14 protein-coding genes are annotated in these 17,386 nt (G+C 53.1%); 7 read left to right on the top strand and 7 right to left on the bottom strand.

Translation table 11 applies throughout. The features are described 5' to 3' along the window. Window positions 1–266: 266 nt before the first annotated feature. From HDF14_RS21610 to HDF14_RS21600, 3 genes are all read right to left on the bottom strand, one after another. On the bottom strand, window positions 267–1,019 hold the full coding sequence (locus HDF14_RS21610; protein WP_183980832.1) for a response regulator transcription factor: 753 nt from the start codon (window positions 1,017–1,019) through the stop codon (window positions 267–269). A gap of 257 nt (window positions 1,020–1,276) precedes the next feature. After that, complete coding sequence (locus tag HDF14_RS21605; protein ID WP_183980831.1) at window positions 1,277–2,236, bottom strand: UDP-glucuronic acid decarboxylase family protein; 960 nt, start codon at window positions 2,234–2,236, stop codon at window positions 1,277–1,279. 108 nt (window positions 2,237–2,344) lie between these two features. Continuing rightward, window positions 2,345–3,763 carry a UDP-glucose dehydrogenase family protein gene (locus HDF14_RS21600; protein WP_183980830.1) on the bottom strand — a complete coding sequence of 473 codons (1,419 nt, stop codon included), beginning with the start codon at window positions 3,761–3,763 and terminating at the stop codon, window positions 2,345–2,347. A gap of 681 nt (window positions 3,764–4,444) precedes the next feature. Here HDF14_RS21600 and HDF14_RS21595 point away from each other — a divergent pair. The 3 genes from HDF14_RS21595 (at window position 4,445) to HDF14_RS21585 (ending at window position 6,863) form a co-directional block, all read left to right on the top strand. Beyond that, a complete protein-coding gene (locus tag HDF14_RS21595) occupies window positions 4,445–5,896 on the top strand; it encodes a sugar transferase (protein WP_183980829.1) in 1,452 nt (483 codons plus the stop codon). A gap of 239 nt (window positions 5,897–6,135) precedes the next feature. Further along, entirely contained in the window at window positions 6,136–6,675 is a 540-nt protein-coding gene (locus tag HDF14_RS21590; RefSeq protein WP_183980828.1) for a hypothetical protein, read from the top strand. Beyond that, on the top strand, window positions 6,672–6,863 hold the full coding sequence (locus HDF14_RS21585) for a hypothetical protein (protein ID WP_183980827.1): 192 nt from the start codon (window positions 6,672–6,674) through the stop codon (window positions 6,861–6,863). Before HDF14_RS21590 ends, HDF14_RS21585 begins: the two co-directional genes overlap by 4 nt. A 449-nt stretch (window positions 6,864–7,312) precedes the next feature. Here HDF14_RS21585 and HDF14_RS21580 read toward each other — a convergent pair whose 3' ends face one another. Further along, on the bottom strand, window positions 7,313–7,582 hold the full coding sequence (locus HDF14_RS21580; protein ID WP_183980826.1) for a hypothetical protein: 270 nt from the start codon (window positions 7,580–7,582) through the stop codon (window positions 7,313–7,315). Between the two features lie 257 nt (window positions 7,583–7,839). Further along, window positions 7,840–8,106, bottom strand: a complete 267-nt coding sequence (locus tag HDF14_RS21575) for a hypothetical protein (RefSeq protein ID WP_183980825.1) — start codon at window positions 8,104–8,106, stop codon at window positions 7,840–7,842. A 503-nt stretch (window positions 8,107–8,609) separates the two neighbouring features. Here HDF14_RS21575 and HDF14_RS21570 point away from each other — a divergent pair. Further along, on the top strand, window positions 8,610–10,046 hold the full coding sequence (locus HDF14_RS21570) for a coniferyl aldehyde dehydrogenase (RefSeq protein ID WP_183980824.1): 1,437 nt from the start codon (window positions 8,610–8,612) through the stop codon (window positions 10,044–10,046). 41 nt (window positions 10,047–10,087) lie between these two features. Here the strand turns inward: HDF14_RS21570 and HDF14_RS21565 are convergent, their stop codons facing one another. Beyond that, window positions 10,088–12,052, bottom strand: coding sequence for a prolyl oligopeptidase family serine peptidase (locus HDF14_RS21565; protein ID WP_183980823.1), 1,965 nt, complete (start codon window positions 12,050–12,052; stop codon window positions 10,088–10,090). A gap of 21 nt (window positions 12,053–12,073) precedes the next feature. After that, the gene (locus HDF14_RS21560) at window positions 12,074–15,547 is read right to left on the bottom strand and encodes a carboxypeptidase regulatory-like domain-containing protein (protein ID WP_183980821.1); all 3,474 of its coding nucleotides are present in this window, start codon (window positions 15,545–15,547) and stop codon (window positions 12,074–12,076) included. A 570-nt stretch (window positions 15,548–16,117) separates the two neighbouring features. Between HDF14_RS21560 and HDF14_RS26930 the strand changes: the two genes are divergently transcribed. From HDF14_RS26930 to HDF14_RS21550, 3 genes are all read left to right on the top strand, one after another. Continuing rightward, window positions 16,118–16,483: a TetR/AcrR family transcriptional regulator gene (locus HDF14_RS26930; RefSeq protein ID WP_313899657.1), complete on the top strand. Its 366-nt coding sequence runs from the start codon at window positions 16,118–16,120 to the stop codon at window positions 16,481–16,483. Then, a complete protein-coding gene (locus HDF14_RS26925; protein WP_260698492.1) occupies window positions 16,389–16,631 on the top strand; it encodes a hypothetical protein in 243 nt (80 codons plus the stop codon). Before HDF14_RS26930 ends, HDF14_RS26925 begins: the two co-directional genes overlap by 95 nt. Window positions 16,632–16,732: 101 nt before the next feature. Then, entirely contained in the window at window positions 16,733–17,275 is a 543-nt protein-coding gene (locus HDF14_RS21550; RefSeq protein ID WP_183980819.1) for a class I SAM-dependent methyltransferase, read from the top strand. Window positions 17,276–17,386 lie beyond the last annotated feature (111 nt).

The following is a 17,386-nucleotide window of genomic DNA, read 5'->3' as shown; positions in this document are numbered from 1 at the left end:
CAGGATATTTGCACCTTAGCCTAAAAGTTAGTGTATCACCGGTTCTGAAAGAAACCCAAGGAGCCGCCGCCGATATAGGTCCCTGCCCGGAGCACGTGCAACAGCAGATCCCCTGCGGGGATGACAACAAGAAAAGCAACGGCAAGTGCACAGCAAGTACAGCAGCAGATCCCCTGCGGGGATGACTACAAGAAAAGCAACGGCAAGTACACAGTAACTACAACAGCAGATCCCTGCGGGGGTGACAACAAGAGAGGGGACAGGTTCTATGCTGTTTTGATGATTGTGATTTTGTTCGAGGGCATAGGATTCGAGGGGCGGTTTTGTACCGGGGGCGGGTTGCGAGGGGTAAGCGCGTACAAGACGGCCTCCATCCGGTTCGAGACGCCGAGTTTGTCGTAGATGCGGAAGAGGTGATTTTTGATAGTGTGCTCGCTCAGTTTGAGTACCGTGGCTAGCTCGGAGTTGCTGAGACCGTCGGAGAGAAGATGCAGGACCTGTTGCTCTCGTGTGGTGAGCAGCGGCTTGCCATGGCGGTCAACGACGTTCGTAGATCTTGGGTGAGACAAGGAAGAGACCAGGTGAGCGAGCAACTCGTTTTTTGCCCAGATCTGTCCCTGGTGGACGCACCGGATGCATTTGCATAGGAGTTCGAATCGAAGGTCGGCGCTGCCGAAGATTCCCTTCGCGCCGGCGCGAAACAGGGAGATGACCTCGGCATAGTCGGGGTCCTGGGTGAGGACGACGACGCGGGCATTCTTGTATACGTCAGGGATGGATTGAAGAATGGAGACGGCGCCGAGCGAGTCCGTTTTTGAAGAGCCGATGAGAATAACGTCAACCGGGAGAGGTTCGGCCGCATTGAGAAGATGCTGGAGATCGTTTGCGGGGAGGACGATCTTGATGTCCGGAACGGCTTGAAATGCACCCTGCAAAAGCTCGCAGAGAATGATGGGGAGATTTGCCGCCATCACCTTGATGACGCCAGGGGAATTTCTTTCTTCAGTAAATCGCTTCATGAGTCTCTCCAGCCAAAGGTTGGTCGCTCAATTGAGAACATCTTCTCACTATAGAGATGTTCTCCAATCGCAAAAGCTACAATAATTTATCCTTCGTATTTAAGACGTAAGTACTCGTCCAGCGTTTCTTACGGCAACTTGTTTACTCGAGAAATTAACAATGAAGGCTCGAACATTGCGGATGATCGCAGTTCTGGTGCATTGTTTTTTCACGGAGACATTTTTACTAAAACGTCTATGAGAAAAACTTCTCAACTCTATGAATTCTGAACCAGCCCAATTTCGGCATTGGCTCGAAAGTACCCTAACGACATCTCAAGCCCCTGACGCAGCTGAATCTTCGGGGTCCATCCGAGCAGTCTGATTGCCTTGCTGATGTCGGGTCTGCGACGTGTTGGATCGTCCTGGGGAAGGGGCTTGAAGACGATTTTCTTGTCTGACCCGATGAGCTTGAGGATCTCTTCGGCGCAACTCAGAATGGTCCACTCATCTGGGTTGCCGATGTTGACCGGGAGGTGCTCGTTCGAGTCTGCGAGGGCGAGAATGCCTGCGATCAGATCGGAGACGTAACAGAAGCTTCGGGTCTGCGTTCCATCGCCATAGACGGTGAGAGGCTCACCGCGAAGAGCCTGCGTCATGAGGTTGGAGATGACGCGGCCATCGTTGATTTGTAACCTTGGTCCGTATGTATTGAAGATTCGCACGAGGTGCGTATTGACGTGATGGTAACGGTGATAGGCCATCACGGCAGCTTCGGAGAACCTTTTGGCTTCGTCGTAGACCGATCGGGGTCCGACCGGGTTGACATTTCCCCAGTAGGTCTCGGGCTGTGGATGAACTTCGGGATCGCCATAGCACTCGGAGGTCGATGCGTGCAGATAGCCGGCCTGGTATTTTTTCGCAACTTCGAGAGTGTTGATGGTTCCGGCCGATCCGACGAGGAGGGTTTCAACGCCGAGCCGGGCGTAGTCGACTGGACTTGCGGGTGAGGCAAAGTTGAAGACGAAGTCGACTTCGCCGACGTCGAAGGGCTGACAGATATCGATCTCAGTAAAGTCGAAGCGGGGCTCGTTCTGACGATGGGCGAGGTTTGCTGCGTTGCCCGTGCTCAGGTTATCGACGCCGATGACACTGTTTCCTGCGTCGAGCAGGGCATCGCAAAGGTGCGAGCCAAGAAAACCTGCAGCTCCCGTTACGAGGATTCTTTTTGAATTCATAGTTCCCCTAGATGCTACAACGGTTGAGCTCTTTTAGAAAAAGCTTCACCAATTCGTACTGCAATGATATTTCAAGACTTCGATGGTATGACGCAAGCAAAGCTTCGACTAACGAGAGCGAGATGCAACGGCTGCGAGCTCCGGGGTGTGATGCCGCGTGGGCCTCCCTACACTAAAGTAAGTGATCTCATTTTCCAGCATGAGTTCGGGATCATAAAGATTGCGGCCATCAAGCACGATGGGGTAGCGCATGGTGGCAGCGAGTCGCTGGAGATCCAGACGGCCAAACTCCGCCCAATCGGTGAGGATCAGAAGTGCGTCTACATCCGTTGCGGCGTCGTAGGGGTCGACAGCGTACTGGAAATTTGGGCCCGGGGGAAGTACCTGCTCTGCACGCTGCATTGCTGCGGGATCGAAGGCTCTGATGGAGCATCCTTCCTCCATCAACATACGGACTAGTTCGATAGCCGGAGAGTCGCGAATGTCGTCGGTGCCGCCTTTGAACGCAAGGCCGAGGACAGCGAGCTTCTTCCCGCGAAGGGTCCAGAGTGCTGAGCGCACCTTGCTGAGAAATCGGCGCTTCTGGTCCGCGTTGATATTTTCGACTTCGGTCAGCAGAGCAAAGTTGACTCCGAGCTGCTCGGCGACGGAGCGGAACGCCGCGACATCTTTGGGGAAGCAGGATCCTCCATAACCGATTCCGGGCCGTAAGAATTTTGGACCGATGCGGCTGTCGAGTCCCATGCCCTGAGCGACCTGTTCGACGTCGGCGTCTGCGGCCTCGCAAAGATTGGACACGGCGTTGATGAAGGAGATCTTCAGTGCGAGAAACGCGTTAGATGCATGCTTGATGATCTCGGCGCTCTTGGTGGAGGTTCGTAACAGCGGCGGTGGGGTGTCGCGATTACAGACGCCGTCGATGGCTCCCGCCTTTGCGTAGTATCTGCCGGAGGTCAGGGGTTCGTAGATCTTCGACATGATATCGGCAGCGCGGTTGCTGTCGGTTCCGACAACGATTCGATCCGGATGGAGGAAGTCGGCCACGGCGGTTCCTTCGCGCAAGAACTCGGGGTTCGAGACAACGTCAAACATCTCGCGCGAGACTCCGTTGCGCTCCATGACCCGGCGAATCCACTCGTTTGTGTAGACAGGAACTGTGCTTTTTTCTGCTATCACCTTGTAGGTTGTGATGGACCGAGCGATTTCACTGGCGACCGCCTCGACATAAGACAGGTCGGCATCTCCTGTTTCACTCTGGGGTGTTCCCACCGCTATGAAAATTGCCTGTGCTTCACGCGTGGCGGCAGACAGGTCGGTGGTGAAACGGACCCTGGCGTTGCGATATCGCTGCAGGAGGTCAGGCAGATACTTTTCGTGGATCAGACTCTCTCCGCCTTGCAACGCAGAGACTTTTTGCTGGTCATTATCCACACACACGACGCTGTGACCCATCTCCGCAAAACAAACAGCGGCTACTAATCCGACGTAGCCAGAACCGACGACTGCAATGTGAATTGAATCACTCATACGATCTCCAAGGGTCTACTTTGGTGCGTTAAATCGAGATTGGCGACTGTTGGCCAACTCGGTTCTTTTTGCATGTAGCTTGATTCTTACTGGGGGTGCGACCTTTATAAGACGGCTTAAATTGAGAACGCGTTGGCTGGGTAGCGGAGATATCTTAGATATCGCCATCAGACCTCACAAGGCACCAAAAACGGATTAATGGTCGGAGTGCGAATAGGGGTGACGGCACAGGAAAGGGCTATTTTATCGATAAGTCGATCCATGAGACCCCTCCGCTGACTAAGGAATTTCGTTCAAGCTCAATGAGGCTCTGATTCAGAAAAACCGTCAAGTCTTCTTATACCGCAGTTTGCAGTGTGGATGCCATTCTTATTTTGTCTGCGAGTACCACTTTCGTGAACAAGCTGTGATTTCGCATCGTCGGGGTGTTAGACCGAGGGCTAGCTATCGATATGTGATCCTGGAAATCCGACCGACAAGAAATGTTCACAATGTTGCAATCGTATTGTCTCGGTTTGCAATCGTAACGGTTTTTGGTGAGAAATACTTCTCGGGCCATTTTCTTCATTGCCTGCACGCTATAAGACGGGTTACTCTGAGGCCTGACCTATTCGGGCTCAACCTGCTGCTCCGCACTTCCACTAACTTTTCGAGAAGGCACTCTCAGAAGGGGCTTCCCCAATGACACCTTCCAACAGAGCAACTATCTTAGAGCTGGCGCCAATCGGCGATATCGCGTTACTGTTCGGCTGTCTCGGCCTCTCTTATGTAACAACCATTCATCAGCCCGTCTTCGATGTGCTGAACTCGCTTGAGACCCACTATCCCATTCAGGTCTTTTCGGCGACGTTCGTGCTGGCGTTGGGATGGCATACGGCACTCCGGGTCAATGGGCTTTATCGTGGTGGGAGACGGCGAGAGTCTGTGCGGGAGACCTTGAAAGTAGGCTGGGCCTGCTCTTTCTGCGCGTTGTCGAGCCTGGTCTGGCTTTGGCTGATCGGTTCAGAATCGATGCGGAGCTCGGTGGATCTGGTTGTTGTCGCAGTCCTGTTTGGCATCATGAGTTTTGCGGCTATTCTTACGACCCGTCTGATCTCCCGAGCGATGATACAGGCGTTTCGCGCTCGCGGAAGAAACCGTAGACACATCCTCATCGTAGGTACGAATCGCCGTGCGAATAGTTTCGTTCGCGAGCTGGCGGGGCATCCGGAGTGGGGCTTTTGTGTGCAGGGCTTTGTGGATGATCAATGGTGGAGCAAGCAGACGGCTGATTCTCATCTGGGAGCTTTAGTGGGCGGACTTGATTCTGTTCCTGAGTTGCTCAGAACGCTGCCGGTGGATGAGGTCATTATTGCTTTGCCTCTCGCATCGTTCTACCAGCAGATTGCGGGCATCATCTCCTCGTGTCGCGATCACGGAATTGCGGTTCGGTTTCTTGGCACTTTTTTCGATCGGCAAGATTCGAAGCGAACAGCTTTTTTGCATGGATCCATCAGCACAATTACTTTGCATGACGAATCATGGAATGCTTGGGCTTTCATGATCAAGCGTGTGGCCGATGTGACGGTTTCCGCGCTGCTGCTCGTGGCACTCGCGCCCCTTTTCCTGATGATTGCTTTATTGATTAAACTGACAAATCCGGGCCCGGTCTTCTTCAGACAAACCAGGATAGGCTACGGGAAGAGGCCATTTGAGATTCTGAAGTTTCGTACGATGGTTCAGAATGCGGAGCGTCTTATGGCGCAGGTTGAACACCTGAACGAAACTCAGGGGCCCACGTTCAAGCTGAAGAATGATCCTCGGATTACACCGGCGGGCAAGTTTCTGCGCAAGACGAGTCTGGACGAGATACCGCAGCTCTTTAATGTTCTGGTCGGAGAGATGAGTCTTGTAGGCCCGAGGCCACTTCCGCTTCGTGACTATGAAGGATTTTCACAGGACTGGCATAGGCGGCGGTTCAGTGTAAAGCCAGGAATTACCTGCCTGTGGCAGATCATGGGCCGGAGCTCCATTGGATTCGACGAATGGATGGCTTTGGATATGCGGTATATAGATCAGTGGTCAGTCTGGCTCGATATCAAGATTCTCTGTCAGACGATCCCTGCCGTGTTTCGGGGATCTGGTGCTGTTTAGAAGTTTGATCTTCTAGGGAGCCGGCTTCTCGATATCAAGGCGGGAACGTGAACATAATCTGCAGGAGGATGTTGAGCGTTTATCTCTCGCATTTGGCAGCGTTTACGTGATTTGAGCCTACGTTGGCAAGTCTGCAACGAAATTCATTGAGCCTGCTAAAGAATCGCGTGATTTTGACGCGTTTCGTTCGGAAAAAGAGAAATGTTTACCTTCTCAGGAGGTGATGTATTCTTCCGGACATGCAGGCAGGCATCGCACCAACGAATCACTTGAAAGACGCATGGGATATCGCTGCTCACGTCGCGAGCGTTATCGGCCTCATGGCAGCAGGCGTATGGGGTTATTTTAATTTCGTAAAGAGTCGAACCTATTATCCACGCATGGAGCTGTCAGTCTCCGGTGAGATCATCACATCATCTGACAAAAAATTTCTAGTTCCTCGAGTAATACTCAAAAACATTGGAAGGTCTAAGGTGCAGCTACTCCAAAGAGGTAGCGGCTACAAAATATGGATTGCAAACGGTAGAACCAAAGTGGGAGGATCTCTGGCGTGGTCGGGTGGCAAGCCAACCTACAGGATCTTCGAGCAGCACGGATGGATCGAGCCGGGCGAGGCAATTTTCGATGAGCGCCAACTCCACGCACTACCTCCAGATTGCGTGGCGGCAAAAGTGGAGGTCCGCCTGAGAGCACCCGTCGGAATCGTCGTACCTAAAGTCACGGTTTGGACTTGTTCGGCAGTTGTAGGCCCTGAGACCAAAAAGGAGGGAACAGAATGAATTTCAAAAAAGAGTACCCACTTCAACAGCAATGGGATCCGGAGAGATCGGGTGGCGGTGGTGGCGGAGGCATATCCAAAACTCCAGTGTCAGATAAACCCAAGGACAGGGACAGAGCACAGCAGTCCGACGATAAGGACACCACAGAAGAATGGGAGAACGACAAGCTTCCAAAAGGCGAAGACTGAGCATTCACGAAAGATGAAACTCGCAATGCAGTCCGCCTACTGGCCAGCTCAGTTTTCGGCTCAGCGATTCGCACGGATTTGAATGGGGAGTTGGTTTTACATCAACAAAAAAGAAAGCCAGCCGATGAGGGCTGGTCTTTCATATGTATTTGATTTGTTGGATTGGTGGGAGGAGGGGACTTGAACCCCTATACCTTGCGGAGCTAGCACCTCAAGCCAAAACTAGGTGTAATCACCGGTTTCGCAGAGGCTCAAACTATTGATTCTATGAGGGCGGCCGTATCGCCGAGTATCGTGGCTTTTCGTTAAACCGTTACACTTTAGTTACAGTTTTTGTCGGCATCATCCGACGTTTCACAAACTCCCTGGCAATATTCAAATCGTCAGTATCTACGATATTATGGCGACGCTCCATCGAATCGTTTTTAGTCCGCTGATTTTCATCCGAATCACTTGCGGTACCCCTGCTCGTCGCATGTTGCGAACTGCTGTTCGACGAAGGTCATGGAATTTAAGATCAGGCACTCCGGCTTTTTACAGGCATTTGCCCACAATATACGGAAGTCGATAATTTGCCTTTCCTCGCGATTGAAGTCCCAAGGCGAATCCGGCCGCTGTTCGTCGCGCTCCTTTTTGGCTGCCAAAAGAAAGTCCCTCATATCCCCATCAAAAATGGGCACCGTGCGACCTTCGCCGGTCTTAGTCTTGTCGGGATTCAAGTTTATTAGGTTAGTCTCGAAGTCGACCGGACTGTTGTTTCCTTCACCATTGGAAAATAGGGAACCACATTCACTTTGGGAGGGGTGCGTTTTCGCGCATTGTGAAAGGCGGTTCGAATGATCGAAAGCTCACGATTGACTGTCGCATGGGTACGACCCTGGGCAGTTCGCTTTTCTCGATATCTTTCCATCAAGTCGGTTGACAATCTGGCTGCCCTTACGTTGCCGAAGTAAGGGCGGAGATCGATGCCACCGAACTAAGAACCCATATCGGATCCTCTGTAAGCAGGATTGCGCGCCCAGGCGTGTGCCAACAGAACCAGGTCTGGAACCGAAAACAGAGTAGCGACCGAGTACCAGACCGGCATCACCTTTCCAAGCACGAGAGCAGAACGGCTTGGCATCTTCAATCGCGATTCGGGTTCGAGCCGCGACGCGGCAGGGTTCACGAATGCACATACAGAAAACTCGACTCCTACCAGAGTAAGAACGACGAAGAGGGTCGCCATCTTGAACAAGTGCATAAGGGGATCCTATTGACTCTCGCTAAAGACGCTTTCGAATGGAGCACTGATGCAAAAAGCAGCACTGACAAAATTGTCAGTTGGAGTAATCTATGGGCGTCTCAAAGAAAGAGATCTCACCATGCCCCATCGATGTGACGCTAAGCGTCATCGACGGGCGATGGAAGGGCACAATCCTCTGGCGACTGTTGGCCGGTCGATCGTTGCCACTTTCATATGAGTCGACAGAAATGGGAGGCGAGTTCTCCCATCAATTTCGGATCCGAACGTAGGATGGTAAGGGCTCTAGGCTGATAACGAAGGAGGGAACCTAAGCATGCAGCCCGCGCGATCTTCAATGCCATTGAAAAAAATAGGTCACGGTTGGGTCTGCCATGGCAAACCTATGGGCTCCCTTTTCTCAAGGGTGTCTTGCCAACCGCAATTGTGGGGAGAGTTCTAGGCGTGTATAGCAGCATGATCACATTCATCGGACATCAAACTACCGATCGGAGCTAGAGGCCATGCCGCAAATCACCGACGTGAGCACGAGGATCAATGACGAAACGACTCTAGATGCAATACATGATCTGTTCCGAGCGCAACGCCTTGCGTCTCGAACTGTGCCAACGCTAACGGTCAAGCAACGCGTGAAGTCCCTCAAGACTATTCGTGCCCTGATCCTCAATAATGGCGAGGCGATTAAAAAAAGTATTTGCAATGATTTCGGAAATCGTTCGACTACCGAAACCGAGATGCTCGAAATGATCCCGGTCTTGAACGCGATCCGCCATGCCCATCGAAATCTAGCCGCGTGGATGCGTCCGGAGACACGACCCGTTGACCTAACGTTCCAACCTGGACGTGCCTGGATCCGTTATGAACCGCTAGGAGTCATAGGCATCATCGCGCCGTGGAATTATCCGCTACTACTGAGCCTCTCACCGCTTGTCGACGCGATCGCCGCTGGTAACCGTGTCATGATCAAACCTTCTGAGCTCACGCCCTGCTTCTCAAAACTCCTCCACAAGCTCATCTCATCCCACTTCGATACCACAGAGATAACGGTGGTGACGGGTGGCCTATCCACCGCCCGCGAGTTCGCACGCCTTCCCTTCGATCATCTCATTTTCACTGGGTCGACCTCTATAGGACGCGAGGTGATGAAGGCGGCAGCGGAAAATCTTACACCCGTAACGCTCGAGCTTGGCGGAAAGTCACCCGCAATCGTTTGCGCCGATTACTCCCTGGAGAAGGCAGCGCGAAGCATCGCTTTCGGAAAATTCCTGAACGCAGGGCAGACTTGTATTGCGCCTGACTATGTTCTTGTTCCATCGAATCTGTGTCGCGAATTTGCCGAGGAGGTCATCACGCGGGCACAACGAGCTTATCCGACCATCCAAGAGAATCCTGATTACAGCACCATCATCAATGAGCGCCATCGGGCGCGGCTCCTCGATGCTCTAGCCGAAGCGAAAGCGGGAGGAGCAACGTTGCTAACGACAACGCCAGAGTCCCAACAGGCTGCGATCGCCCCTACGGTTGTACTCGGCGCCCCCGCAGGGTGCTCATTGTTGCAGGATGAGATATTTGGGCCAGTCCTACCGATTGTTTCTTACGAAACGCTCGAAGAAGCGTTCGATTTTATCAATGAGCGACCAAAAGCACTGGCGCTCTACTGTTTCAGCAATGAAAAGATTACGCAGAATAAGGTTCTCGAACGAGTCAGTTCCGGTGGCGTCACAATCAACGGGACTCTTCTTCATATCGCACAAGACGGGCTGCCGTTCGGTGGCGTCGGACCGAGCGGCATGGGTGCCTATCACGGGCGTGATGGGTTCCGACGGTTCAGCCACGTGCGTTCGGTTTACAAAGTAAGAATGCTGAATGTCTTCGAGCAGCTCGGACCGCCTTGGGGAGGCCTCGCGAAGCGAGTGGCCAGCTTACTGAAGCGTCGTTAGCATCGTCTTTGAGACCTATCGTCGCTATGATCTGCTGGGCTCTACCGCCCTTCCGCGGGATTCTCTAGATACTTATCGAGAAACGCGAGCTGTTTCTCATACGAGTCTTTCCTGTGCTCACGTTGTTGAAATCCGTGCCCTTCGTTGGGGTAAGTGAAATACAGGTATGTCTTGCCAGCTTTCTTCAAGGCTTCGGCGAACTCAGCAGATTCTTGCGGTGGTACTTGAGGGTCTTTTTCGCCGTGCAGAATCAGCAGCGGAGTCTTGATGGACTCCACATCCGGAAGCACATTGGCCTTGCGGTACACCGCAGGCTTCTCCTCGGGAGTGCCACCCATCTTCGTCTCCCAACGAATTTTTGAGTTGCGATTGGTGTACTCCAGGAAGAGCGCTCGATCGACCACGCCAAACATTTCGATACCTGCGGCGAAGGTATCAGGCAACTTGGCTACTGCATTGGCGACGACCGTTCCTCCGTGACTTCCGCCTCCGATGGCAACTCGCTTTGGATCGGTCAGGCCCGAATCAACCAGATATTTAACACTCGCACCGATGTCGTCGATCTCGCCACCTCCGGAGTCTTCCACATTCGCATTGCGAAACCGTTCCCCATAGCCTGTGCTGCCACGAAAGTTTGGTTCCAGTACGACGTAACCCTGTTGCGCAAGGAAGAGCGACCACGGATTCAGGCTGAGTACAACTTGTCCCTCTGGACCGCCATGAGCCCAGATAACGGTGGGGTAGCGCTTGCCGAACTCATACCCGACGGGCTTGTAGAGAATTCCCGCGAGCGCTAGACCGTCCCTCCCCTTGAAGTGCGCTACTTCAGGAGTGACGCCGAGACCCTCGTACTTTGAGGGCTGCGATGGTTCGAGTAGACGTGGGTTACCTTTTCCGTTTGCATCGGCGACGTAGGTGGCTCCAGGACGTAGCGAAGTGGCTCGAAGGAAGTAGATGGAAGAGCTATCGGGCGACCACTGCGGATTCGTTTCGATTCCTGCGAGCGATGTGAGCCGATATGGATTGCCTCCCGTAGCAGGAACAACCCATAGGTGACGCTCTTCTGGCAGATCACGATTTGAAGTGAATACGATCCATCGTCCGTCGGGAGAGTAAACCGGATTTTCGTCCTCGCCGGGTCCCTTGGTTAATTGTTTGGGCGTTCCGCCTGTCGCACGGATCTGCCACAACTTATCCCATCCAGTCGACTGTAGGATCACGGTGAGTGTCGTGCTGTCGGGTGACCATGCGGCGGTGTTGATTGCCCAGGCTCCACCTGGATCGTTCTTTGCGGTGTAGAGGTCGACTGCAGCGCCAGTAACGGAGCCCGTCTTCTGATCGAATGGAATAACCTTCAACTTGCCGGAGAAGAACTGGCGTGACCGTTCCGTGTAAGAGACTCGTGTGCCATCCGGCGACCAGAGGGGCTGGGGGTTGAAACGGTCGGAGGAGACAGCGTCCCCGCGATCTGCCGCAGTATTGGTGATCATGTCCGATCCGGTATAGATCTCCGTTGCGGCGAGCAGTTTTTCCTTCGTACCGTCCTCACTTACTACATACAGTTCGTTGAAGCCTTTTCTGCCTGATTCGAAGAGGATCCAATGCCCGTTCGGATTCCAAAGTGGATGATGATCGGTTGCACCGCGCGGATCGCCCGGTCCCGCTGGATCATGCGTGAGGCGTTGCGGCTTCCCACCTTCGCTAGCGATAGTCCATACATCGCCTTCGCTGATGTAAGCAATGTGTTTGCCGTCGTGCGACCATTGCAGCTCGGACTTCGATTTCGGAGATGATGTGATGACCTTTGTTTGTCCACCATTGACGGGAACCAACGCGATCTGACCGTTCTCTTCTCTCGCGAAAAATCTACCATCAGGCGAAAGTTGTTCGGAATCACCGCGTCTTGCTCCTGCGGATAACAAATCGTCTATAGTGAGTCGCTCCGATTGTGCGAGAAGCATCCCCGGAACAAGCAGCACCGAAAAAGAGATCGATAGTTTTTTCATAATGTTCCTTTCAATGTGCAGCTAGAACAGGAACTTGCCAAAGACAACAAGCACGCGTCCGGAGACAATCGCGCCTTGGCCGGTTCCGTAGATACTGGTGGGCGAGCTGACCGTAGAAGTGATCAGGCCGAAGCCGCTTCCTCCTACGTTGCTGTTGGGGACGGCGAGATTCGTATGATTCAGCAGGTTGTATGCATCAGCGCCGAGATCGAAGTGAGTATGCTCCGTCACGGGTATCGTCTTACTGAGTTGTGCGGCAATGGAAAAGAATCCTGGCCCTCGGAAACTATTCGGAGCAGTATTGCCAAAATCACGTTGTCCGCCCGGATTGGAAGCTGTGACGACGGATGCGAATTGGCTGGCCTTGAGGCAAGCTGACTTGACTGCAGATTTACCGCAACCCGTGCCGAGAGCTTTTTGGTCTAGCGTGTCGGCAAGGATCAATGTGCTGCTGGGAAAGTTGTTCGTCTGGCCACTCGATACCAGGCTTGATTGAATCAGACTGTTGGTGACGGAAAAGGGGCGCCCGCTGTAGCGATAGAGTTTGCCTCCCACCGTCCATCCTCCAGCGGTTGCGTTGAGGAGTTTACCTCGCAGCCTGGGCTCGGTGTAGACGAGGTCTGCTTCCAGATTGTGGCGTGTATCGAAGTTTGTCGGACCATAGGAGCCTGCACTTTGCGATGTGTCTCCCTGACTAAAAAACGGAGGGTCAAAGATTGTGCCGAACTGCAAAGCATGACTCCAGGTGTAGCCAATCTGACCTTGAAAGTTGTGAGCGAAAGCATGTCGTTCGGTGACGGTAACGCCCTCGTAGTTCGAGTATCCGGCGTTGGATATTTGGGTGACGGTCGAAAAACGTGGATCCGGTGCAGATGTGGGCAGGCCCCCGAATCCAGTCGGGTAAAGTGCTGCGTTTGAAGCATAAGCGTTGGCCGCTGCATTGCTGAGTGGCTCGTCGTACCCATGGTTGCCGCTGTAGGAGAAGCTGACTAGATCGTGTGCAGAAAATGGCTGCTCTAACTCCGCACTCCATTCGAGAACCTTAATCGTGTGGAAGAGGTTGGGATTGACATAGAGCGTGGGCGTGGCAAAGGTTGTTCCAGAAGGAACGGCTGCTCGAAGCTCAGGCAAAGTAGAACCCTGCGTAAAGCCTTCCTGAAAGACCTGGTTGGAGGCAGAAGCTGCTGCTTGAGAGCTGCCTGGAGTGCTTGTGAGACCAACGGTGCCGCTGCTGACGGTTGGCGAGAATTTATTTGGCGCATTCCCGAAGACGCTCGCAGTGATACTGCCCTGAATCGTATTTGCGAACAGTCCAACGCCACCCCTGATAACGGTCTTTCCATCACCCAGTGGCGAGTAGGCGAATGCGAATCTTGGCTCTGTCACGATACCTTCGAAGTCTTTGAAGTTTTTCTTAAGCCCAGTCTGCAGCGTCGCGTTGTAAGGAACGGAGAGCCCCGCCTGGTAACCCGGTGTAAGGAATGCAGTATTCGCGCGGGAGTAGCAACTCTCCTGGCACGAAGGATTCCCCTGCAACTCAAAGCGAACTCCATAAGTAAGGTTCAGGTTTCTACGTATCTTCCACTCATCCTGCACATAAAAGCCGAGTGAGTTGAGACGAGTATGAACCGTTTGAAGCAACGGAAATGACTGAGTATAGGCACTTCCTTTACTCGTACTGTTGACGATGCCATCTGCAAAGTCAGTTAGGTCGTTGAAGTTGTATGTGCCCACAATGGATCCACTTGCGATACTCGAATCTGAGATGCGGTTGTTGCGATCATTCACGCCTGCCTGCAGGGTATGACGTTTCACGCTCCACGATAAGTCATCGATGATGCCCAGTTGTTGTCCGCGTCTCCCAACCGGAAGAGATGGACCGATTCCTGCGAAGCCTGGTGAACTATTTACGGTGGTGGTGCTTGTCGGGCCTCCATTTGTCGTATTGCTTCCATTGGCACCGCCGTCGGCAAAGCCAACCGCGGTCGGAAGATCTGTCTGCGCCAGCTTGAAGTCGGCTGGCCCCGTAATTGCGGAGTACCAATTGCCGTTGAGAACGAAATTGTTCACCAGATTAGGCGTTATGGCATAGGTGTAATTCAATTGCGGAATAACCCAGGGCTGAACACTTTGCCGGTTATAGACAGGACTGATCGGGCTGGTGAAGCTGGCCTGTGTTCCTGCATCGCGACTGATGCGGAAGTAGATCTTTTGTTTGTCGTTGATGCTGTAGTCGAGACGACCTGAAATGAAGTACTCAGTATTGATGCTCGACGCAGTGGTACCGAAGGCTACTGCGCACGGAGTGTCTACACCGAATTGTGGGCCGGAGCTCCCGTTGACATATGTTCCGGTGAACGTCTGTCTACCGCAACCAAGATGACCGCTACTGTCTTGTAAAGGAAGGTTTCCATTTGTTACCGGAACAGCGCGTCCGACGCCAGGGGCCGAGTTATAGAGCTTGAAGAGACTCTGATAGATCGGCAAAGAGGATGCGGGTACGTGGCTAAGAATGTACTGCTGTAGAGCTGGTGACGGCAGGGAAACAACACCGCTCGAAGGCAGGGCATAGCGCAGGCCTTCTGTGTTCACGAAGAACGCAAGTTTATCTTTGAGAACGGGACCGCCGACTGAAGCAGCGTATTGGTTTGCTACCGATCGAGCACGAGGCGTGTTGTTCAGTTTGTTGAAGTAGTCGTTGGCATTGAGAAATTCGCCGTTGTAATTTTCGACCAGATTGCCATGGAATTGGTTAGTCCCGGACTTACTGATGTAGTTGACCTGAGCGCCTGCCTCGCGCCCGTACTGTGCGCTATAGGCATTGACTACGACTGCAGCTTCAGCGACATCGTTGGCCCCCAGCGTGTTATTACTGGCTCCTGATTTGTTATTCAGGTTGTAGGGCTCAACAATGTCAGCTCCATTCATTGTGAAAAGCACCGAGTTGAAAGGCAGGCCGTTCACATTGAAGTTTGCATTTCCACCCCCGACATTGAGACGCAACCCCGGCGTAGTGAATGCGACGTTCGTGATATCGCCGCCATTTACTGGGGTGTTCTCGATATATTGCTGGCTGTAAGAAGTGACCTGGTTTCCATTCTCCGCTTGTACGAGGGTCGAAGCAGTGGTTACATCCACGGACTGCTGAACGGACTGCACCCCAAGCGTGATATTGACGGCCTCTTCTTTGCCGACGAGAAGCTGCACATGAACGGGGATCGAGTTCAACCCTCCGCCTTCTGCCGTAACGATGTAGTCGCCAGGTTTCAGGAAGGGAAAGCGGTACTCGCCCGCACCATCTGTCGTTGTCGTACGGACCACCTCAGTACCGGTTTGTGTAATCCGAACGTTGACTTGAGGAACGAAAGCGCCCGAAGAGTCGGAGACGGCTCCGACAATCGTGGCGCTCGTAAGCGTCTGAGTGATGACATTCTTTGTAAATGAAGCGAATAGCACTAACAGGATTAGAGCTCTGGCGAAATTGACACGGATCATATAGGTCCTCGCTGTCATGCAAATCTTTGGAGAGATACCGCTCTGGCGTCGAAGTATCACTTGCGAATACCGAAGTCCTTCGCAGGAACTCGGCGCGCTTAGGTAATGGCGTTTAGATAACGGACCAAAAAGAGGAAGATTCAATCCCCATAGCCTTACGAACTCTGTGATCGCGTTCCACGTACAACTCGGGCGTCACGGTTAAGCGATGACGATGCGGTTCGATAGGATTAAGTCAGTTGGCAGGGATGTTATGCGCGACAACAACAACAGCGAGTACCGGCACATAAGGATGAGCCGGACATCTCAAGCGGTTGTTCTAGGAAAGATCGTCGCATTTTCAAACAAGATATCACATATCTAAAGGGGGCGGGAAATTATTCGAGACGGGGAGATTGTGGACAGCAGCAGCCCGCCGACCAACTGCACCGCGAAAAAAAATGTTGCAAAGTGCGAGGTGCTGATGGCCACGAAGAATTGTATTGCGAGTGGATTCGCCGTCGGTAGTTGGTGGTTCAATCCGGAGTTACGGTAGAAAACACTGATCCACGCATACTTCGGAGTCGGCGGATGCTGATGGAATCCCTCGCCAGGTTATTGAATAAAAAACAGTTTGAAGATATCTCGATTCAGGAGATCGCCGGCGAAGCTTCCCTGAACCGGGCCACATTCTACCTGCATTACGCGGACAAGAACGCTTTGCTGCAGGCAATGACAGCTGAGCGTTTTAAGGACCTCATCGCTCGCCGAGGCCTTTCTTTCACAGACTGCGACGGGGCCCTCCGCCATCGCCCTAGGTGTCTGCGATTATCTCGCGGACACCACAGGATGCCCCAGTCAGTTGACGACGATGCCGCTCGAAGGCTCCATCATCCCCGTTGTGGAAGACATATTTCGGGAAGGCGGCGCGAATCACGAGATACCGCCAGGTGCTGATCCCGAACTTCTCGCAACCACGGCCGCCTGGGCCATCTTTGGCGCCGCCCGGCGATGGTACCAGACACCCGACCGCATTCCTGCTGAGGAGATGGCCGCTAGGATTGAAGCAATGGTGAAGCCAATTTTTCTTAGCGCTTACGTGTGACGGACGATCGGTGCTGCCAATCAACACTCGCTCCCGGATCGGCAACGCTCGACCTTCTCACCAACTTCGCAGACTGTGACAGCCTGAAGTAGAGTGAATATGTGAAGATCAGTGAGGCCACGACCCTCATTCATACACCACACATTAAGTGGGAACGACCTCAATCCTGGTGCGATCTTGGCTGCGGGAGCGGGACCTTTACGACGGCACTGGCTCACTTGCTGGCTCCCGGTAGCATGATTCATGCGGTCGATCTAGACGCCCGAGCTTTGGACTCTGTGCCGAACCATTACAACGGAGTCGAAATTCGGAAGTTACTGGGAGATATTGGAAGCCCCAGCCTTCGCCTTCCACCAGTCGAAGGCATTCTAATGGCAAATTCGCTGCACTTCATTCAGGAGCAGCAGGAGTTGATAAGGAGGCTTCTATCTGTGACGGATCGCTTCTTGATCGTAGAGTATGAACGATCCAAGCCGAACAGATGGGGACCGTATCCGGTCGGCTTTGAAAGACTCCGCCAACTGTTTAACGGAGCAGGAGTGCAGCATGTGGACAAACTTGCGACACGGCCCTCGTTGTTTGGCGGGACGATATACTCTGCTCTCGCCGAACGATCATTCGGGAGGGGCGAAGCTGAAGGATAAGCGGCGTGTTCCCATCATCGTTTATCCGCCTGGGTGAAACTCTTTTTGCCGACTCACGGCATCACTGTCCCCAGATCGCAAACTGCGGAACACGAGCGCCGACAGGATAGT

The organism is Tunturiibacter gelidiferens, assembly GCF_014201335.1.
GTDB classification, from domain to species: Bacteria; Acidobacteriota; Terriglobia; order Terriglobales; family Acidobacteriaceae; genus Edaphobacter; species Edaphobacter lichenicola_E.
The sequence above is the reverse complement of the archived record's forward strand: the minus strand, read 5'-3'. Positions and strand labels throughout refer to the sequence as shown.

What these genes read in the sequence shown, in the direction of transcription:
- HDF14_RS21585 (WP_183980827.1), top strand. Translation starts at nt 6,672, where the DNA reads ATGAATTTCAAAAAAGAGTACCCACTTCAACAGCAATGGGATCCGGAG.
- HDF14_RS21575 (WP_183980825.1), bottom strand. Translation starts at nt 8,106, where the DNA reads ATGCACTTGTTCAAGATGGCGACCCTCTTCGTCGTTCTTACTCTGGTA.
- HDF14_RS21590 (WP_183980828.1), top strand. Translation starts at nt 6,136, where the DNA reads ATGCAGGCAGGCATCGCACCAACGAATCACTTGAAAGACGCATGGGAT.
- HDF14_RS26930 (WP_313899657.1), top strand. Translation starts at nt 16,118, where the DNA reads ATGCTGATGGAATCCCTCGCCAGGTTATTGAATAAAAAACAGTTTGAA.
- HDF14_RS21570 (WP_183980824.1), top strand. Translation starts at nt 8,610, where the DNA reads ATGCCGCAAATCACCGACGTGAGCACGAGGATCAATGACGAAACGACT.
- HDF14_RS21595 (WP_183980829.1), top strand. Translation starts at nt 4,445, where the DNA reads ATGACACCTTCCAACAGAGCAACTATCTTAGAGCTGGCGCCAATCGGC.
- HDF14_RS21560 (WP_183980821.1), bottom strand. Translation starts at nt 15,547, where the DNA reads ATGATCCGTGTCAATTTCGCCAGAGCTCTAATCCTGTTAGTGCTATTC.
- HDF14_RS21610 (WP_183980832.1), bottom strand. Translation starts at nt 1,019, where the DNA reads ATGAAGCGATTTACTGAAGAAAGAAATTCCCCTGGCGTCATCAAGGTG.
- HDF14_RS21600 (WP_183980830.1), bottom strand. Translation starts at nt 3,763, where the DNA reads ATGAGTGATTCAATTCACATTGCAGTCGTCGGTTCTGGCTACGTCGGA.
- HDF14_RS21565 (WP_183980823.1), bottom strand. Translation starts at nt 12,052, where the DNA reads ATGAAAAAACTATCGATCTCTTTTTCGGTGCTGCTTGTTCCGGGGATG.
- HDF14_RS21605 (WP_183980831.1), bottom strand. Translation starts at nt 2,236, where the DNA reads ATGAATTCAAAAAGAATCCTCGTAACGGGAGCTGCAGGTTTTCTTGGC.